This window comes from Gracilibacillus suaedae, assembly GCF_017599345.1.
Lineage (GTDB): Bacteria > Bacillota > Bacilli > Bacillales > Amphibacillaceae > Gracilibacillus > Gracilibacillus suaedae.
The window spans coordinates 330,402-348,115 of sequence record NZ_JAGFVL010000062.1; the positions used below are offsets into that span (position 1 = coordinate 330,402).

19 protein-coding genes are annotated in these 17,714 nt (G+C 37.0%); 14 read left to right on the plus strand and 5 right to left on the minus strand.

What is annotated here, in order from left to right; all coding sequences use genetic code 11:
• The first annotated feature begins 12 nt into the window (after positions 1-12).
• On the plus strand, positions 13-726 hold the full coding sequence (gene treR / locus J5J03_RS20090; RefSeq protein ID WP_208592151.1) for a trehalose operon repressor: 714 nt from the start codon (positions 13-15) through the stop codon (positions 724-726).
• A 147-nt stretch (positions 727-873) separates the two neighbouring features.
• On the opposite strand, the gene J5J03_RS20095 is transcribed toward treR, so the two are convergent.
• The 3 genes from J5J03_RS20095 to J5J03_RS20105 form a co-directional block, all read right to left on the minus strand.
• Entirely contained in the window at positions 874-1,122 is a 249-nt protein-coding gene (locus J5J03_RS20095) for a hypothetical protein (RefSeq protein ID WP_208592152.1), read from the minus strand.
• Between the two features lie 107 nt (positions 1,123-1,229).
• Entirely contained in the window at positions 1,230-2,060 is an 831-nt protein-coding gene (locus J5J03_RS20100) for a DUF2268 domain-containing protein (protein WP_208592153.1), read from the minus strand.
• The gene (locus J5J03_RS20105; protein WP_208592154.1) at positions 2,041-2,751 is read right to left on the minus strand and encodes a class I SAM-dependent methyltransferase; all 711 of its coding nucleotides are present in this window, start codon (positions 2,749-2,751) and stop codon (positions 2,041-2,043) included. Before J5J03_RS20105 ends, J5J03_RS20100 begins: the two co-directional genes overlap by 20 nt.
• A gap of 273 nt (positions 2,752-3,024) precedes the next feature.
• Here J5J03_RS20105 and J5J03_RS20110 point away from each other — a divergent pair, with 273 nt between their 5' ends.
• The 3 genes from J5J03_RS20110 to J5J03_RS20120 all read left to right on the plus strand — a co-directional run bounded on the left by J5J03_RS20110 (position 3,025) and on the right by J5J03_RS20120 (position 5,984).
• Entirely contained in the window at positions 3,025-3,522 is a 498-nt protein-coding gene (locus tag J5J03_RS20110) for an Lrp/AsnC family transcriptional regulator (RefSeq protein ID WP_208592155.1), read from the plus strand.
• On the plus strand, positions 3,519-4,703 hold the full coding sequence (locus tag J5J03_RS20115) for an aminotransferase (RefSeq protein WP_208592156.1): 1,185 nt from the start codon (positions 3,519-3,521) through the stop codon (positions 4,701-4,703). The genes J5J03_RS20110 and J5J03_RS20115 overlap by 4 nt, the downstream gene beginning before the upstream one ends.
• A gap of 120 nt (positions 4,704-4,823) precedes the next feature.
• Entirely contained in the window at positions 4,824-5,984 is a 1,161-nt protein-coding gene (locus tag J5J03_RS20120; protein WP_208592157.1) for a family 43 glycosylhydrolase, read from the plus strand.
• 583 nt (positions 5,985-6,567) lie between these two features.
• On the opposite strand, the gene J5J03_RS20125 is transcribed toward J5J03_RS20120, so the two are convergent.
• The gene (locus tag J5J03_RS20125; protein ID WP_208592158.1) at positions 6,568-6,855 is read right to left on the minus strand and encodes a HesB/YadR/YfhF family protein; all 288 of its coding nucleotides are present in this window, start codon (positions 6,853-6,855) and stop codon (positions 6,568-6,570) included.
• Positions 6,856-7,036: 181 nt separating this feature from the next.
• On the opposite strand from J5J03_RS20125, the gene J5J03_RS20130 reads away from it, so the two are divergent.
• Positions 7,037-7,363, plus strand: coding sequence for a MerR family transcriptional regulator (locus J5J03_RS20130; RefSeq protein ID WP_153833767.1), 327 nt, complete (start codon positions 7,037-7,039; stop codon positions 7,361-7,363).
• 73 nt (positions 7,364-7,436) lie between these two features.
• Here J5J03_RS20130 and fbpA read toward each other — a convergent pair whose 3' ends face one another.
• Positions 7,437-7,661 (minus strand): Fur-regulated basic protein FbpA, encoded by a 225-nt coding sequence (gene fbpA / locus J5J03_RS20135; RefSeq protein WP_208592159.1) that lies wholly within the window; start codon positions 7,659-7,661, stop codon positions 7,437-7,439.
• A gap of 298 nt (positions 7,662-7,959) precedes the next feature.
• Between fbpA and J5J03_RS20140 the strand changes: the two genes are divergently transcribed.
• The 9 genes from J5J03_RS20140 to J5J03_RS20180 all read left to right on the plus strand — a co-directional run bounded on the left by J5J03_RS20140 (position 7,960) and on the right by J5J03_RS20180 (position 17,450).
• Positions 7,960-8,766 (plus strand): glycosyltransferase family 2 protein, encoded by an 807-nt coding sequence (locus J5J03_RS20140; protein ID WP_208592160.1) that lies wholly within the window; start codon positions 7,960-7,962, stop codon positions 8,764-8,766.
• Positions 8,767-8,809: 43 nt separating this feature from the next.
• Entirely contained in the window at positions 8,810-10,144 is a 1,335-nt protein-coding gene (locus tag J5J03_RS20145) for an MATE family efflux transporter (RefSeq protein ID WP_208592161.1), read from the plus strand.
• A 69-nt stretch (positions 10,145-10,213) separates the two neighbouring features.
• A complete protein-coding gene (locus tag J5J03_RS20150; RefSeq protein ID WP_208592162.1) occupies positions 10,214-11,197 on the plus strand; it encodes a Gfo/Idh/MocA family protein in 984 nt (327 codons plus the stop codon).
• Between the two features lie 60 nt (positions 11,198-11,257).
• Positions 11,258-12,001: a CAP domain-containing protein gene (locus J5J03_RS20155; protein ID WP_231710849.1), complete on the plus strand. Its 744-nt coding sequence runs from the start codon at positions 11,258-11,260 to the stop codon at positions 11,999-12,001.
• An 868-nt stretch (positions 12,002-12,869) separates the two neighbouring features.
• The gene (locus tag J5J03_RS20160; RefSeq protein ID WP_208592163.1) at positions 12,870-13,775 is read left to right on the plus strand and encodes an AEC family transporter; all 906 of its coding nucleotides are present in this window, start codon (positions 12,870-12,872) and stop codon (positions 13,773-13,775) included.
• Between the two features lie 146 nt (positions 13,776-13,921).
• On the plus strand, positions 13,922-14,734 hold the full coding sequence (locus J5J03_RS20165; protein WP_208592164.1) for a basic amino acid ABC transporter substrate-binding protein: 813 nt from the start codon (positions 13,922-13,924) through the stop codon (positions 14,732-14,734).
• Between the two features lie 133 nt (positions 14,735-14,867).
• On the plus strand, positions 14,868-15,524 hold the full coding sequence (locus tag J5J03_RS20170) for an amino acid ABC transporter permease (protein ID WP_208592165.1): 657 nt from the start codon (positions 14,868-14,870) through the stop codon (positions 15,522-15,524).
• A complete protein-coding gene (locus tag J5J03_RS20175; RefSeq protein ID WP_208592166.1) occupies positions 15,521-16,243 on the plus strand; it encodes an amino acid ABC transporter ATP-binding protein in 723 nt (240 codons plus the stop codon). The genes J5J03_RS20170 and J5J03_RS20175 overlap by 4 nt, the downstream gene beginning before the upstream one ends.
• A 292-nt stretch (positions 16,244-16,535) precedes the next feature.
• Positions 16,536-17,450: a fumarylacetoacetate hydrolase family protein gene (locus J5J03_RS20180; protein WP_208592167.1), complete on the plus strand. Its 915-nt coding sequence runs from the start codon at positions 16,536-16,538 to the stop codon at positions 17,448-17,450.
• Positions 17,451-17,714 lie beyond the last annotated feature (264 nt).

The following is a 17,714-nucleotide window of genomic DNA, read 5'->3' on the forward strand; positions in this document are numbered from 1 at the left end:
GGGGATAATGAAATGCGCAATAAATATTTAGTGATCTATCAGGAAATGGTACAGCAAATTGAACAAGGGAGGTTTAAGGCCAATCAATTCTTGCCTTCTGAGAACGAACTGACAGATCAATATGAAACATCTAGAGAAACGATTAGAAAAGCATTGAATCTGCTAGCTCAAAATGGTTATATACAAAAAATTAGGGGAAAAGGTTCGATGGTAATTGATCGTAGTAAATTTGATTTCCCTGTTTCCGGGCTTGTTAGCTTTAAAGAGTTAGCAGATAAAATGGGAGAAAGACCAGTGACTACGGTACACGAATGTCAGCTTATCAAACCTGATCGCTATCTAAAAGAGCAATTAAAGCTGAAGGGGAAGAATCAGGTGTGGGGAGTGATTCGTTCTCGGGAATTCTCTGGACAGCGTATCATATTGGATAAAGATTATCTGGTGGATGATTATGTTCCCTATATGTCAGAAGAAATTGCAAAGGAATCGATATATGCCTACCTTGAGGATGAATTAGGTTTAGTGATCAGTTTTGCCAAGAAAGAAATTGTCGTGGAGGAGCCAACAAAAGAGGATCGGGATTTATTAGATTTGGAAGGATTCCATAATATTGTGGTTATCAAGAACTATGTTTATTTAGATGATGCCAGTCTGTTTCAATATACCGAATCAAGGCACCGCCCGGATAAATTTCGCTTTGTAGACTTTGCTAGGAGAAATCATTAATTAGCCGACGAAGGATAGAAACCTAAGGCGATCAAGTTAAATGATTGCCTTAGATTTCTTATACCAGTTGTATTATAGGAGAAGAGATAATAAATAGATCTGATAAATCCACTTTTTTGTTACGCAATTATGGTAATGGAGCAGTAATTACCAAAAGAAAAATGGCAGAAATGCTATTGTTGCGATTGCACCAAGCGCAATGCCAAGACCGAGACCTCTACCATATCCAAAGAAGCCATAGCCATAGCCACCAGCTCCTCGTCGGGCATCAAGTGGATCTATAAATACTTTTGAGGGATTAACCCTTCTAATGATCCCTCTATGGACTATCCCGTCGTGTGTTACAATTTTTACAGGGCGACCTACGTTCTGTCTACAAAAATCATAATGTGACATCAAAACCCTCCTTCCTCCATATCCAAGCAGTTCATTGGATAACTACTAACAGACTATGCGAGGAATCGATAAAATTGTGGTCATCTGTTCGTCGGCATTTGCACTAATTAATTTCTAGGTAATGAATCGACGGTTGCCAAAATGTCCTGATTTGAGGTCTGTAATAATGTGGTTATTGAGCAAGGTTGTTTAGTCATATAACGTTGAATGATGTTGTAACCGATAATATAGCCGACATTTTTAGGAACACCGTTAAATCCATACATAATCATATCGTGCTTAGGGTGATCTCTAGTCATCTGCTGCTGAGGTGCAATCCATGTTTTCCATAAATCTGCTAACAACTCATCGGATATCTTTTCTATTCTTTTGTTTCCGTACGTGTGTCCAATCTTTTTCCGGACAATCCACTCAGCAATGCCTTCTAATATAATAGCGTCCAACAGAGTATATTCCATTTCTTTCTTTGGGAAATGATTTAGTCTGCAAATATGACTGTATTCATGAAGGAATAAAGCAACTATCTCTCGATTTTTAGCATTCTTTTGTAAGAATAAGAACAGTTTGTCAGGGTAACTTAAGCCTGTATTACTGTTATACCATTCTTTAAGTTCTCTGATTTCTTCGTTAGAGGGAAAGACAAATATAGCAGGATCAGGTCCATTCCATGCCTTTTTGCACTTTTGGTAGATCTTGTTTACCTTAGATAAATAATTTTGTTGTATCCATTGCTCTGAATCTTCTTTATTTAAATTTGGTGAAAACAGACCATGGCGTAATAGGTGTTCTTGAATAAACTCTGAGTGGATATCTTCAAAAAAATGGGTGAGTGGTTCGCAAATAATGGATTGATGTAATAGATACTGTTCTTTTCGATCCTTTCTATCTTTTTTATTCGTAAATTCTTTAATCCACTTATCAGTTGCATATATGGTCATCGTTCTCTCCTCGCTTTTTAGCTATGAATAAGTAAGTATGAAGATCATTAGCATATATAGTATTTAATTGAAAATGTTCATTTAATGTTTGTAACATTTCCATTGATAGATGTTGAGGAAGGGTGATAGGTTTTTTACTTTCTTTCTCGACTTTTTCTAGGTAGACAGTTTCGTATCCATGGTCTAATAACTGCTTTAACCAGTCTTCTTTGGATAATAATTGCGGCAATTGATAAAATGTTTTAATTCTTTCTTTATCTTGAGGTAAGAGGCTGGATGTTGTCATTTCTAGTAGTATGATTTGTCCATTTGGTTTAAGCAGGTTCGTAAGTTTCGGCAAACTGTTATCGATAGGGGTAAAAGCTAACACAGATTCAGAAATAATTAGGTCAAAGAATTGATGTATGAATGAAAGATCTTCTATATTTTGTTGCATGATCTCCATATGATGGAGATCCTTAGTTTTATTTTTTGCCTTTGTAGTCATATTTGCACAGTTGTCGATACCATATAAAAATGCAGTAGTATGATCTCGCAATTGCTTGAGAGTCTCTCCTGTCCCACAGCCAACTTCTAATACGTTCTTTAAGTTTTTCGGTATTTGCTTTAACCACTTATCCGTTGCCGCTTTTCCCCCGGGATGTGTATAGTCAATCCCGAGTTGTGATATGAGTTCCTGATAGCTTACCATTTTAAACATTCCTTCCTCGAATTCGAAGTTTTCCTTTTGTGAGTTTTATCACGGTGCTAATCGTCCATAAAATCTCCACTGCAAGGTTAAATAAGCGGGGAATAGTGAACGCGAACGCCCTGATACGTTTCGCTAACCCCAGTTGGCAACACAATCCCATTGAGGAAAGTCTTACTTTATATTTGGGATTAATTGTAGTATGATTGAATATTAGTAAGAATAATTAACAAGTTGTAGATAGTGTATACACAACATCTAAAGAAGGTGAATGGATTGGAACAAAAAGAGATTGAATTATTGAAATTATTAGAAAAAAACGGTCGAATGGATAATGAAACCATTAGTAAAATGTTAGATGTAGCCCCTGCTGAAGTGGAGGAAATGATAAAAAAATTAGAAAAGGAGCATGCTATTCTTGGTTATTCTACACTTGTAGACTGGTCTACTGTCTACGAGTATGAAGGAGTAGCGGCTTTAATAGATGTAAAGGTAACGCCGGTAAGGGGTGTTGGCTTTGATAAAATCGCTTCTAGAATTTATCGTTTCCCAGAAGTGAAGGCTGTCTATTTAATGTCGGGTTCCTATGATTTAAGTGTTTCTGTCGAAGGGAAAACAATGATGGAAGTGAGTCGATTTGTTTCGGATAAGTTGTCTACTTTAGATACTGTTTTGTCTACTACGACTCATTTCATCCTCAAAAAATATAAACATGATGGTATTATTTTTGATGAAGGTGACGATGATGACAAACGAATCATGGTGACACCATGAGTACATCATACTTAGCAAACCATGTGAAAGAGTTGCAGCCGTCTGGAATCCGAAAGTTTTTTGATCTTGCTTCTCAAATGGACAATGTTATCTCACTAGGAGTTGGTGAGCCAGATTTTGTAACTCCTTGGAATGTCATCGAAGCGAGTTATCATTCCTTGGAACAAGGATATACTGCGTATACAGCTAACGCAGGTTTATTCGAATTAAGAGAAGAAATTAGTAAATATTTGCAAGATACATTTTCTATTTCTTATAGTCCTGAAGATCAACTCCTAGTAACGGTAGGTGCAAGTCAAGCAATTGATTTAGCACTACGAGCGATTGTAGATGCTGGTGATGAAGTAATGGTTGTAGAGCCTTGCTTTGTTTCCTATAGTCCTGCTATTTCGCTAGCAGGTGGTGTCCCGGTAGCAGTAAGTGCTACAGCGGATAATGAGTTTAAAGTGACACCAGAGCAAATTGAAGCAGCGATCACACCACGTACAAAGGCCATTGTATTGTGCAGCCCAAACAATCCGACCGGTGCGGTATTAAGTAAAGAAGAATTGTACGGAATAGCACAAGTTGTACGAAAGCATGATTTAATTGTACTATCTGATGAAATTTACGCAGAACTAGCTTATGATGAAGCGGCAGCTAGTATTGCATCTGTTGATGGAATGAAGGAACGTACCATTGTCATTTCAGGTTTCTCGAAATCTTTTGCTATGACAGGTTGGCGACTTGGTTATGCGGCAGGGCCTGTAGCTATTATGCAAGCTATGACAAAAATTCATCAATACACGATGATGTGTGCACCTACTATGGCGCAACATGGTGCGTTAGAGGCATTACGTCACGGAAATGAAAGTGTCAGAGAAATGAAAACAAGCTATCGACAACGGCGGAATTTTGTTGTAAAGGCATTGAATGAGATGGGCTTATCCTGTCATTTACCTGGTGGTGCTTTTTATGTATTCCCGTCGATCAAAGAAACTGGCTATAGCTCAGAGGAATTTGCGCAAAAATTGTTAGAAGAAGAAAGAGTAGCCGTTGTACCAGGGCATGTTTTCGGTGAAAGTGGAGAGGGATATATCCGTTGTTCCTATGCTACATCAATTAAACAATTAGATGAAGCTATGAAAAGGATGGAACGATTTATTAAACAAAATAGTAAAACACAAAAACCAACAGTGTGATATACTGTTGGTTTTTATTTGTTAACATAAGTTTTACTATTGTAAAATTAACTAAATAGTTGTAAGTACAAGTTGACTCGTTTATAATAGTAATGAATGAAAATCGAAAGGATGTCATAGATGGATATAAAGCGTATACACGATGTGGAAATCGATGTTTCCAGAGGTGAAGACATTCGATTACCTGAACGAGTACTTGTAGATTTAGAAGATAATATTACTGCAGAGTTTAATGTAAATTGGGATTCAGTGGATGAAAATGAACTTTTAGATAAAGGAACGATTGAGGTAGAGGGTAAGGTAGAACATAAAGATTATCCTAAGCCTTTTATTGAACAGAGAGCTGATCCATATTTATATAAGCATACAGATGGTTACTATTATTTTACCGGCTCTTACCCATTGTATGACCGAGTAGTCTTAAGAAGAGCTAAGACAATTGACGAACTACCACAAGCAGAAGAAAAAGTGATCTGGTGGAAGCATGAATCAGGGATCATGTCTGAACATATTTGGGCACCGGAGATTCATTTCATTGATGGAAAGTGGTATGTTCATGTCGCAGCTGGGGATAAAGATGATGTTTGGGCTATTCGTCCGTATGTTTTAGAATGTGATGCAGAAAACCCATTAGAAGGTGAGTGGATAGAGAAAGGTCAAATCAATACGGAGTTTCAAAGTTTCTCTTTAGACGCAACAACTTTTGAACATCAAGGTAAACGTTATCTCGTGTGGTCACAGAAGGTAGATAATGATACTATCGCCAACCTTTATATTGCTGAAATGGAGAATCCTTGGACAATTAAGAAACAGGTTCTTTTATCGACTCCAGAATACGATTGGGAAGTCATTGGATTTGATGTAAACGAGGGACCTGCAATGATAAAAAATGATAAGAAAATTTTCATCGCTTTCTCGGCAAGTGAAACAGATGAAAATTATGCAATGGGATTATTACATGCTGATATAGACAGTGATTTATTAGATCCAAATGCTTGGACGAAAGAAAAGGAACCAGTGTTGGTTTCCAGTGATAACACTGGTGAATATGGGCCAGGACATAATAGCTTTTGCGTTGATGAAGATGGTTATGAGCTACTAGTTTACCATGCTCGTCCATATAAAGGATTTAATACAGAGAATCCTTTATATGATCATAACCGACATGCGCGTATTCAGCGTCTGTTTTGGACAAAAGATGGTTTTCCTTACTTCGGAGAACCAGGCTATCAATTAGATTTTTCTAACCATAAAGCAAAAGCAAAAATTACATTGAGATAGAAGGAAAACCGAGTGCAATGAAAAAAGAGCACTCGGTTGTTTTACTTGTAAGGAAAGTATATAATCCTCGGTATCAACGCCTTTGTTATCAAAGTAGCCATTTTGAAATAAACCGTATAGGAAACCATCGCTGCGGGTGTCCACTTCCCTTTCCACGGGATTTTCGACTAAGCTAACTTTTCCAAGCAAAAACCCGCTTGAAAAAGTGGATCTTAGTCGAAAATCATCCCGTAGGAGTGGAAGCGGACGGCCTTCGCTATGGAGCTGTTCTACAACGTTAGTGACAGCTAATTTTTCGAGCTTTCTAAACATGTGTAATAAAACAAGTATGTTAGCAAATACATTCATTGTAAAGCATTACTTAGCGTAGGCGCCCACTTCGACTCCTGGGGGATCAGCGTGATCTGAAGATCCACTTTGCAAAGCGATCTTCTTTGCAAAGTTAGCTGAAGACACGCCCCCTGGAAAGCGAAGTGGGCAAGCCGAAGCGGTTGTTAAGCCTATTATTCATGTCAAAATAACTACTTTGAACAGAACCGGGTGGGTTTTCCCGGTTTTTCTTAATACCTGTTTCGAATGTACTTCACTCGATGACATATTCAATTTCGTCGTATTTTCTCGAGTATTTGATATGGAAGTTCTTATTATCGAAGTACCAGATGTCGGATTCTTCGACAAAAAAGTGAATGCCTTCCTCCGTCACTTCAGCTCCAAGATTGTTTGGCTCTGCTTTCTCCAATGCTAAGGAAAAACCTTTATGTACACCACCGAATCCGCCATATCTTGCTAAGAAGCGGATAGCATCTCCTTCTTCTAAATCTAATTCTTTTATAAACCATTTTGCTGCTGGTTTTGTAATGGACATTTCCATAGTGTTCATCCTCCTTATCATCTATATACTAACGAAAATATCGTTTAGACGCTAGCAGTAGCAATTGTCAGATAATTTACTGTCAGATTATCTGACAAAACTTTGTGCAACGCTGGGTTGTCATTGTATACTTTTATTAAGGTCAGCTTATAACGGTATACGTGATTAGGTGGTGTATGACATGGCAGAAAGTCCTTCCTATAAAGAACGAAAAGTTATCACTATTGGTGTCGTAAGTGAATTAACCGGGTTATCAGAACGACAAATTCGTTATTATGAAGAAAGAAAACTAGTATTTCCTGAACGTTCTCCAAAAGGAAACCGTAAATACTCTTTTGCTGATGTGGAGTTATTAATTGATATTGCGAACAAGCGAGAAGAGGGCGTTCAAACATACGAAATTAGACAAGATATGATTCGAGAAGAGAAGAAGAAAGAAAAGAGAATGCGCAAGCAATTATTACGTGGGGAGATTAACGCACGATTTGGTATCCAAAAAGAACGATAAAGAAACAAGGGTGGGCTTATCATACAGGCACCTCCCTTGTTTAACAGTTGGAAAATATAAAAAGAAGAGAAGCTTAATGGAAATCGGGCTTCTCTTCTTTTCTTTCGGGATTATAGCGAGTGAACTTTAACGAGTTTTGTTTCTCAAATTCCAAGCAAAATTTTTCGTAATCATTGACAATTTCACTAATAGGTTTGTTGTAGAGCTCTTGATCATTCTTATCCACAATTCCATTGGCCATCAACTGTTGAATCAAGTACACTTTTTGTTTTTCAACTGCTTCTCGTAAAAAAGCCATTTGACTAGCCTCCTATTTATTTATGTCACTAGGTCTTGCATTTTAAGAAAAGTATTACCAATTTTGTTATATGTTATACAGAAATAGTTCATGTCATTTTATTAGAATTGTAAAAAGTTTGAAATATATATAAATAAGATGGATGATTTCGCTAAGGTAATAAATTGATATATAATTAAGTAAATAGTAGAAGGAATAGTAGGATATGCCTTTACTATATGCCATAATTTTAACTTTGTCATGGCTAATGTCAACAAAGTTTACATACTTTTAATGAAATTTATTGAGGAGTTTACAAATGCCTAAACCATACGTGTCAATTATCATCACAACTTTTAATCGCAGAGTAGCGCTAGCAGAGCTATTAACAGCACTTGTAGAGCAAACATATCAAAATTTTGAAGTAATTATTATTAATGATGCTGGAGAAAAGGTCAACGATGTGGCAGCATTGTATTCTGAATTAGATATAACCATCATCGATTTACCAGAAAATCGTTATCATGTGTATGCAAGAAATAAAGGAATAAAGAAGGCAGAGGGCGAGCTAATTATGTTAATGGATGATGATGATCTGCCGTTACCAATACATTTAGAAATAATGATAGCGCAAATGGGAGCTGCTGATCTCGCTTATTCAGATGTAGAGATTGTTAATTATCAGGAAACCAATAAAAAAAGAACACCTATTAATCATCATTTATTTGCTTATCATTTTGACGTTGATGCAATGAGGAAATTTTCTACTTATGTACCATCCGGCAGTGTTTATCGCAAATCGATACATGACGAGATTGGTCTTTTCGATGAAAGTGTGCGTAATTACTGGGATTGGGATTTCTTTCTGCGGGTAGCGGAAAAGCACCGTATTAAAAGAGTTCCAGTAGCAAGTATTTTATACGAATTTTCACAGTCAGGAAATAATCAATCAAAAAAACTAGGAAACATGCGTTATTATTTGGATCAGCTTAGTGCTAAACATCAATTAGGAAATTTACCTACCAAAAATTTTTATTTACTATTGGAAGAACCTGACGTGAAGAAAAGAGAGGCACCAAGTGATCGGATTTGGGACGGTGTGACGATGCCAAAATCTAGACTGTAAATATAATGTGCTAAGTTTTTTTGAAGATGTAGGGGGATTTTTCTTGAGTAGACACCGTGACTTCACTAGAGGAAATATATGGATCGATTTGTTTTATTTCTCCACTCCAATTATGCTGGCCCAACTCTTGCAAGTATCTTATCAATTTATTGACAGCTTGTGGGTGGGTAATCTGATTGGAGCCAATGCATTAGGTGCTGTAAATATAGCAGGCACTGTTATTTTTACGGTACTATCTTTTATTATAGGAATTAATAATACGACGTTAACGGTACTATCTCAACAAAAAGGAAAGGGAAATGAAGAAGGGGTTCAAACTTATGTCAATGCTTTCGTTGTAACATTGTCAGCTTTAGCGATTGTGATGGGAATTTTGGGTTTTCTATTTGCCCGGCCAATATTACTCTTGTTGGGAACACCAGAAACAATGATGCCGGAAGCAATGACATATTTGCGCATTAATGCGATAGGGATCCTTTTCTTAGTAGGGTATAACTTCATTAGTACTGCTTTACGTGCTGTAGGAGATAGTAAAACACCACTCCTATTCGTAGCGATAGCCGTTGTGTTAAATATCGTACTTGACCCCCTATTTATTTCAGTGATTGATCTTGGTGTACAAGGTGCGGCATTTGCGACGATTTTATCTCAAGGTTTTTCTTTTATTTATGGAGTTATTTTTGTTATCAGAAAGAGAATTATACCATTGAAATGGCTGACATTACCATTATGGTCAGAAGTAAAGTTGATTCTTAATCTCGGAATTCCGTCTGGTTTACAAATGGCGGTTATTTCTGCTGGTGCTGCAGCTATTATGAGTGTTGTTACTTCGCACGGTGAAGCGGCTGTTGCTGGTTATAGTGCCGCTCAGCGTTTAGATAGTCTGTTTTTATTACCGGCACATGCGCTTGGTGCTACTGTTAATAGTATGTCTGGCCAAAATATTGGTGTAGGTAAATGGGATCGTGTCAAACAAATCGCAACGTATGGAGTTGTCTATAATACCGTGATTATGTTTTTGTTTGCCGGTATCATTGTATTATTTGCCGAATTTGGTATCAGCTTGTTTATCCAGGAACAAGCTGCTATTCAGTTTGGTGCCAAATATTTAATGATTATTGCCTTCTTTTATCCATTTTTGGGTATTAATTTTGTCTTGAACGGGATTGTCAGGGCTTCTGGAGCGATGTATCAGGTTTTAATTCTGAATCTGCTTTCCTTCTGGGCACTTCGTTATCCATTAGCACATCTTTTTTCTGAAATAATAGGGGAAGATGGCATTGGATATGGAATTGGTGTAAGCTTTATGTTAAGTAGTGTCATTGCCTTTTTATATTATCGTTTTGGAAGATGGCGTGAAAAACGTATCTTTTCCTAAGGCTCCTCCCATTAGAGGAGGTTGCACATAAAATGTAATTGCTTAATTTAAGAGAGGGAGTGAATGTGAATGATTCGCGTTGGTTTTATCGGTACAGGAGGATTTACGAGGCATCATGTGGAGATTTTACAGGAAATCGAAAATGTGAAAGTTGTAGGGTTTGTAGGATCCAGCCAGGAAAAAGCTGAGCTTTTTGCCGAAAGATATTATGAAACAACAGGTTATCAGGATTTGAAAACGATGATTGCTCATGAACAATTAGATGCAGCGTATATTTGTGTCCCACCTATGGCACACGAAAATTACGAGGAAATCCTGATTGAACACAATATCCCTTTTTTAGTAGAAAAGCCGTTAGGAGTAGATGAAGATAAAGTACGCCAAGTAAGGCAAAAAGTAATCGAAACTAATCATCTTACAGCAGTCGGTTACCATTTTCGTTATGCGGATACGGTGAAGAGGTTTCAAAAAATGCTAGAAGAAGCGGATGTTGGTACGATATTGGGAAAATGGATGGGCTCTATGCCTGGTGTTTACTGGTGGAAAAATCAACAAGAGTCAGGTGGGCAATTTAATGAACAGACGACACATATCGTTGACTTAATTCGTTTTTTATTTGGTGAAGTGAAGTCTGTTTATGCACAAGAAACCAATAAAGTTACAGAAAAACAAGATTCGTCTGTAACAGTAGCAGATGTAGGGTTATTTACATTAACATTAGAAAATGATTTATTAGTGCAAATAGCTAATACATCTGTTTTACCAGGTGGGACGGGTGATGTTGGCATTACTGCTTATACAGACCAAGGGATTATCGAATGGCAAATGAGTCATATAGAAAAGAAAATGCCTGAAAAACTAGAGAAATATATCGCAAGGCAAAATCCTTATAAACGAGAAAATGAAGCCTTTCTGCATGCTGTAAAAACGGGTGATCGTTCTAAAATTCTGTCCAATTATGAGGATGGCTGGGAATCCTTTAAAGTCGCATTAGCAGCCCGAAAATCAGTTCATGAAAAACGGCTGGTAAATCTCGATGAATTGGACGAATAAATAAATTTGTTTCGTACATAGTAAACCTACAGGGCAAAAAAATTCCTTGAGGTGATATATATGTACAAACGTATGGTTTATTTATTCATGCTTTTAATGATTGGTTTCATGGTTGGCTGTAACGAGACTTCCTTAGAGCCGGAAGATCAAAATATTCAACCAGAGAATGTAGGTTTTGGTGGTCAAAATGACGGTGGAAATCAAGGGGAAATACCGGTTAACCCCGGAAGAGAACAAAATATCTTCGAGAATGCTAATCCGAACAATTGGTACCGTCAGGAAGATCGTAATTACGGCGCAGATAGTAAACAAAGACAAACAACACAAGAAAAACAGCAAACAACGGAAGAAAACCAACAAACAGAACTACAAGATGATGACTATATAGATCGAAATGAAGAGCCGGAATCTTTTGACAGAGAGTCTTTAGATGGGCTTATTCAAAAAGTGGTCGAGCTAACCAATGAAGCACGTAATGAAAATGGTGCCGATTCCTTAAAATTTGATCATGAATTGGCAAATGTAGCACAGACCAAATCAGAAGATATGGCTGAAAGAGATTATTTTTCCCATACTTCCCCAGAGTATGGCTCTCCTTTTGATATGTTACAAGAGTTTGGCGTTGATTATACAAAGGCTTCAGAGAATATTGCTGCAGGCCAAGAATCAGCAGAAGAGGTTGTACAAGCCTGGCTTGATAGTGAAGGGCATCGCCAAAATTTGTTGGATCCAGAGGTAACACATATTGGAGTGGGTTTTGCTTCAGATGGGAACTATTGGACTCAGCTTTTTATTAAAAAATAAACGGAACCAGAAGTATTTGGTTTGTGAGAAGAGACTGGAACATAACTAAATAGGTAGAACGAGAATCCGAACAATCTGAACTAAGCGTAGGCAAAATACGCAGACACCTGTAGGAACAGCAAGAGCCTCAGCTAACTGTGTGAAGTGTTTTTCTTCACACAGTTAGCTAAAGGTCGCCCGCGGAAAGCGAATTATTTTGCCGAATCGGTATGTATACTCAGACCTTCATGTTCGGATTTTTCTTTTCTAATTACTCTTTTGTCCCAGTCTTTTTTTTATCAGGGAAGAAGTATATAACCATTGGTATTACAACTTTTATAAATAAGCAAGAAGGAAAAGTTTGATTAAAAAAGCAAGGATAGTTATACAGATGGAGTTACCATTTTGAAAGCTAGCTAGTGCAGTCAACCATTAAGGCTGACTTTTTCACTTTCTGATATTTTTGGGATAAATATACCTTTAATTTAAGTACCAGAAATTACAAGTATGATGTCGAAATGGTACTAAACAGTCAATTAAGTGCCAAAAATAGAAATCATACTATTAAATTGGCACTAAATCATAAAACACCCACCGATTTCCTATTTGATCCTCGTGCGTATTTGTATCTGTAAGAATTTTCAGTTTTTGCTCCGTATTCTCTTCCTTGGATAAAAGATTATATTTCGGTTGCCAGTCTCTTGTTGACATTCCAACCTTTCATTTAGTTCTATTTCGCTTTATAATAAAAAGTTATTCATGTAGTTACTAAAGGGAGTTATATTTTTTTTATATCCTTTTTATTGATATGTTGACTTCCTGATAAGTTTCGTAGTATCGTGTTACGGGTTATATGAAAAAATCTAATAATGGAACATGGTGGGGAATTATGGAATTCATTGGAGTTTTAGTCCCGATCTTTAGCATTTTTGCAATTGGATATATCGGGATAAAGTTTTTACGTATAGATATTAAGCCTATTTCAACGATGACTTTATATTTAATGTCACCTTTTCTGGCTTTTCGAACCTTTTACCAAAATGACTTGAATATGGATTATCTATATTTAGGAACATTTTTAATCGTTTTATGTTTGATCAGTTTACTATTCTGCTATGTTGTTGGGTATTTTCGAAAATGGGATCAGCCAGTTCAAAGTGGTTTTATTCTGGCATCAGTGTTTATGAACAATGGTAATTATGGTGCGCCACTAGTATTATTAGTGTTCGGAGAAGAAGGATTCCATTATGCTATTATTTTAATGGTTTTACAGACGTTGATTATGTGTACGATTGGTATTTATTTTGCGGCAAAAGGTGGCACTTCTGGACGCAGAGTAAAGATTTCGCCGTTGAAAGATGTAGTCAAAGTACCAATCGTGTATGGCGCGATATTAGGAATTATCCTTAACTTAATCGGCTTTCATATCAATGAACAAATGATGACAGCGATCGATATGGTATCCGATGCGACAATACCGACTATTATGATCGTACTAGGAATGCAGTTGGCTAAAATCAAGCTTAGTGATCTAGAATTGGGACGGGTTAGCTTAGCGGTTGTGTTTCGATTGGTACTAGCACCCATTATTGCTTTCTTTCTTACCTTGCCATTACCGTTGGACGAAATGGTAAAGGATATTCTTATCATAACTGCAGCAATGCCAACCGCGGCAAATACAACTATGTATGCATTGCAATTTGGATCAAGGCCAGGGTTTGTTTCGAGTGTCACATTAATTACAACATTATTAAGTATTATTACGTTGCCGCTACTGTTAATTTTTTTAGTTTAAAATTAGCAGGAATGTCACGTTATAATTATGTTAATATTCAGAATTGTTTTAACTTTAGAATTTCTGACAAAAGTATTGAATTTAAAACCTGAATACTATATGATAATCGTTATAAAATGTATAAATAATAAACGGAGTGAATATTTATGAATAAATGGATGATAAAGGGATTCGCTGTTTTATTGTTAGCGATTCTTGTAGCCTGTGGCACAGATGACAATTCAGAGCAAGCAGAAGGAACGAATGGTTCGGATGATAAACAAACCTTGTCTGTTGTCACAGAAGCCGGATTTATGCCTTTTTCTTATTTAGATAAAGGAGAAGTAGTTGGCTTTGATATTGATTTACTATCTGCTGTCATGGAAGAAGCAGGTTATGACTATGAATTAGAGAACGTAGGCTGGGATGCCATGTTACTTTCTGTAGAAGAAGGTGACGCTGACCTTGCTATTGCTGGAATTACGGTGAATGAAGAACGTGAACAAACATATGATTTCTCTTCACCTTATTTTGAATCTACACATAAGGTAGTGTTCCGTGAAGGAGAAGGAATTACAAGTGGGGAAGAAATAAAAGAATTAAAAGTAGGCGTCCAATCAGGGACAACTGGTGCAGAAGCCGTTGAAAAGATTTTAGGAAAAAATCATGAAAACATCTCCAAATATGATTCCAATACATTAGCGTTAATGTCACTGCAATCAGGTGATGTGGATGCAGTTGTGACAGATAATGTAGTAGCGGATGAATATGTTGCGAATAATCCAGATGCAAACGTTGAAATGATCACAGATCCTGATACGTTTGAATCAGAATTCTACGGTATCATGTTCCCGAAAGGTAGCGAAATTCAGGAAGATATTAATGAAGCTCTTCAAACTGTAATTGACAATGGGACATATGCAGAAATCTATGAGGAATGGTTTGGAGTAGAACCAAACACCGAATCGCTAACCCAATAATTCACTAATCATAAAGCGTAGCGACCCCGTTACGCTTTTCCTTTGTGTAGAGGAAGAAGAACGGATTCCGTTTTACAAGGAATAAAAAAGGGAAACAAAAAGCAAAGTAATAAGTAAGAAAGGAGTTTACAACATGGACTTTAGATCTGATATTATCGTCGAGTACTTCCCATTTTTTATGGAAGGTATGGGCTTAACCATCCTTATGTCAGTAGTCGGTGTTTTAATGGGGTGTATACTCGGTTTTTTTATTGCATTAGGGAAAATGTCACCAATTCTGATCGTTAGATTGCCATTTATTTGGTATATTAACTTTTTACGAGGTACCCCTCTACTTGTGCAATTATTTTTATTTCATTATGCTGCTTTACCAGCAATACTAGGGTCAACTACCCCTGTCATCTCCGTCATGGTGACATTGTCACTGAATTCTTCTGCATATGTTGCAGAGATATTCCGGGCAGGATTACAATCAATTGATAAAGGTCAGGCTGAAGCGGCCCATTCTTTAGGTATGAATAAGTTCCAAGTGATGCGTCATGTTCTCCTGCCTCAAGCGTTTAAACGTTCCATTCCGCCATTAGGAAATGAGTTTATCGTTTTGTTAAAAGATTCATCACTAGGTGCAATGATCGCAGCACAAGATATATTATACTGGGGAAGAGCAGCATCCGGACAATATTTAAGAGTATGGGAACCGTACTTAATGGTTGCGTTAATTTACTTAGTGTTGACACTTAGCTTAACATACTTATTAAATTATCTAGAAAGAAGGTTAGATGTAAAATGATTTCTGTCAGACATTTAAAAAAATCTTTTGGCGATTTAGAAGTGCTGAAGGATATTAATGTAGATATCAAGCAAAAGGAAGTTGTCGTTGTAATCGGGCCTTCTGGTTCAGGTAAGTCAACATTTTTACGCTGTCTTAACTTAATTGAATCGGTAACAGATGGAACAGTAACGATTGATGGTGAGGAGTTAACGGACAAAAAAGTAGACATCAATAAACTAAGAGCAGAGGTTGGCATGGTATTTCAACAGTTCAACCTTTTTCCTCATAAAACCGTTTTGGAAAACATCACGTTGCCAATTGTCACAGTAAAAAAATGGAGTAAACAAGATGCAGAAAAAAAGGCAAAAGATTTACTTCAAAAAGTCGGCCTCTTAGATAAAGCGAAGGTATATCCAGAATCACTTTCAGGTGGTCAGAAACAACGTGTTGCCATTGCAAGAGCTTTAGGGATGGAGCCGAAAGTGATGTTATTTGATGAGCCTACTTCAGCATTAGACCCGGAAATGGTTGGAGAAGTGCTAGGCGTTATGAAGCAGCTTGCTGAAGAAGGAATGACAATGGTCGTTGTTACCCATGAAATGGGCTTTGCCAAAGAAGTTGGAGACCGCGTTATTTTCATGGATGAGGGCTATGTTGTAGAAGAAAACGAACCGAAACAACTATTTGACAATCCGCAACATGATCGAACAAAAGCATTCTTGAGTAAAGTGTTATAACCATAACTTCAATACAAAAACCCGTTTCTTAAGTTAAAGAAACGGGTTTTTGTATTGGTGCAATCGGGTCGTTACGGACATTTGTTTTGAGGTGGAAAGCATATAACCATAGGTATCACAACTTTTATAAGCAAATAAGATAGGAAAAGGTTGATTCAAAACCTGCCACGGAAAAATACTTTCCTTCACCCAAGCGCAACTTCTACTCAAGCAAAGATTGCTTTAGCTTTCTTGTGAGCAAATAACGCTTATTCTATGATAGAATGATCTTAAACTAGAGGAGGGATACAGAATGAAACTTGTTCATTATCAGTTAAAACATCCTTATGCACAAAGCCGAATTGGCGTAATCGAAGATAATAAGGTTATCGATTTACACGCTGCACAACAAGAGCTACTCGACCAACATATCATTGTGGCAGATAGTATTATCCCGGCAAACCCGAAAACATTTTATCAACAGGCAAAAATACATATTAAACATGCTGAGAAACTTTTGGAACAAATAAAGCACCATTCTACAACACACGTTTTTGAACGAGATGAAGTTGTCCTACATACACCGAGCCCTAACCCGTCCAAAATTATATGTATTGGAACAAATTATGCAGATCATGTAAAAGAAATGGGCGGTCAATTGCCGGAATATCCAGTCTTATTCTCTAAATTTAACAATGCGTTAATTGGCCCTGAAGATGAGATTCATAAAGCAGAAGCTACAGATAAACTAGATTATGAAGTAGAACTGGCGGTTGTTATTGGTGAAAAGGCATCAAAAGTAGCTAGAGAAAAAGCATTAGATTATGTAGCAGGCTACACAATTGGTAACGATATTTCAGCACGTGACTTGCAGAAGCGTACACCACAATGGTTGCAAGGTAAATCATTAGATCATACTACACCAGTAGGACCTTGGCTGGTAACGACTTCCGAGTTAAACGACCCTAGCCATTTAGCGATCAAATCCTATGTTAATGGCGAATTACGCCAATCTTCTAATACAGAACATTTAATATTTGATATCCCATATTTAATCAGTTTTATTTCCGATTTAATAACATTAGATCCAGGAGATATCATTTTAACAGGAACACCTGATGGAGTAGGGGTTGCGATGAATCCACCTAAACTGCTTCAATCAGGGGATATTGTTACGCTGAAAATTGACCAAATTGGTACGTTAGAAAACAAAGTCATGAAGAAGTAGTGAGGAAAAATGTCCACAGATCTACACTCTGTGGACAATTTTTCAGTACGTCAGTCCACATGTTAACAAAGCTATATCTGATTTTAACGACTATACACGTACGGACAAATTTAAATTGACGATTACATAGGCTAGATGGTATGATGTTTAAAGAGATCAATAACATTAATTATTTGTACAGATAAGTTGAAGTCGTTTTTAGATAAAGGGTAACTAGCTGTAAAGAAGGAAAATCCCCTTCCTAATACGAATTTCAATGAAAGC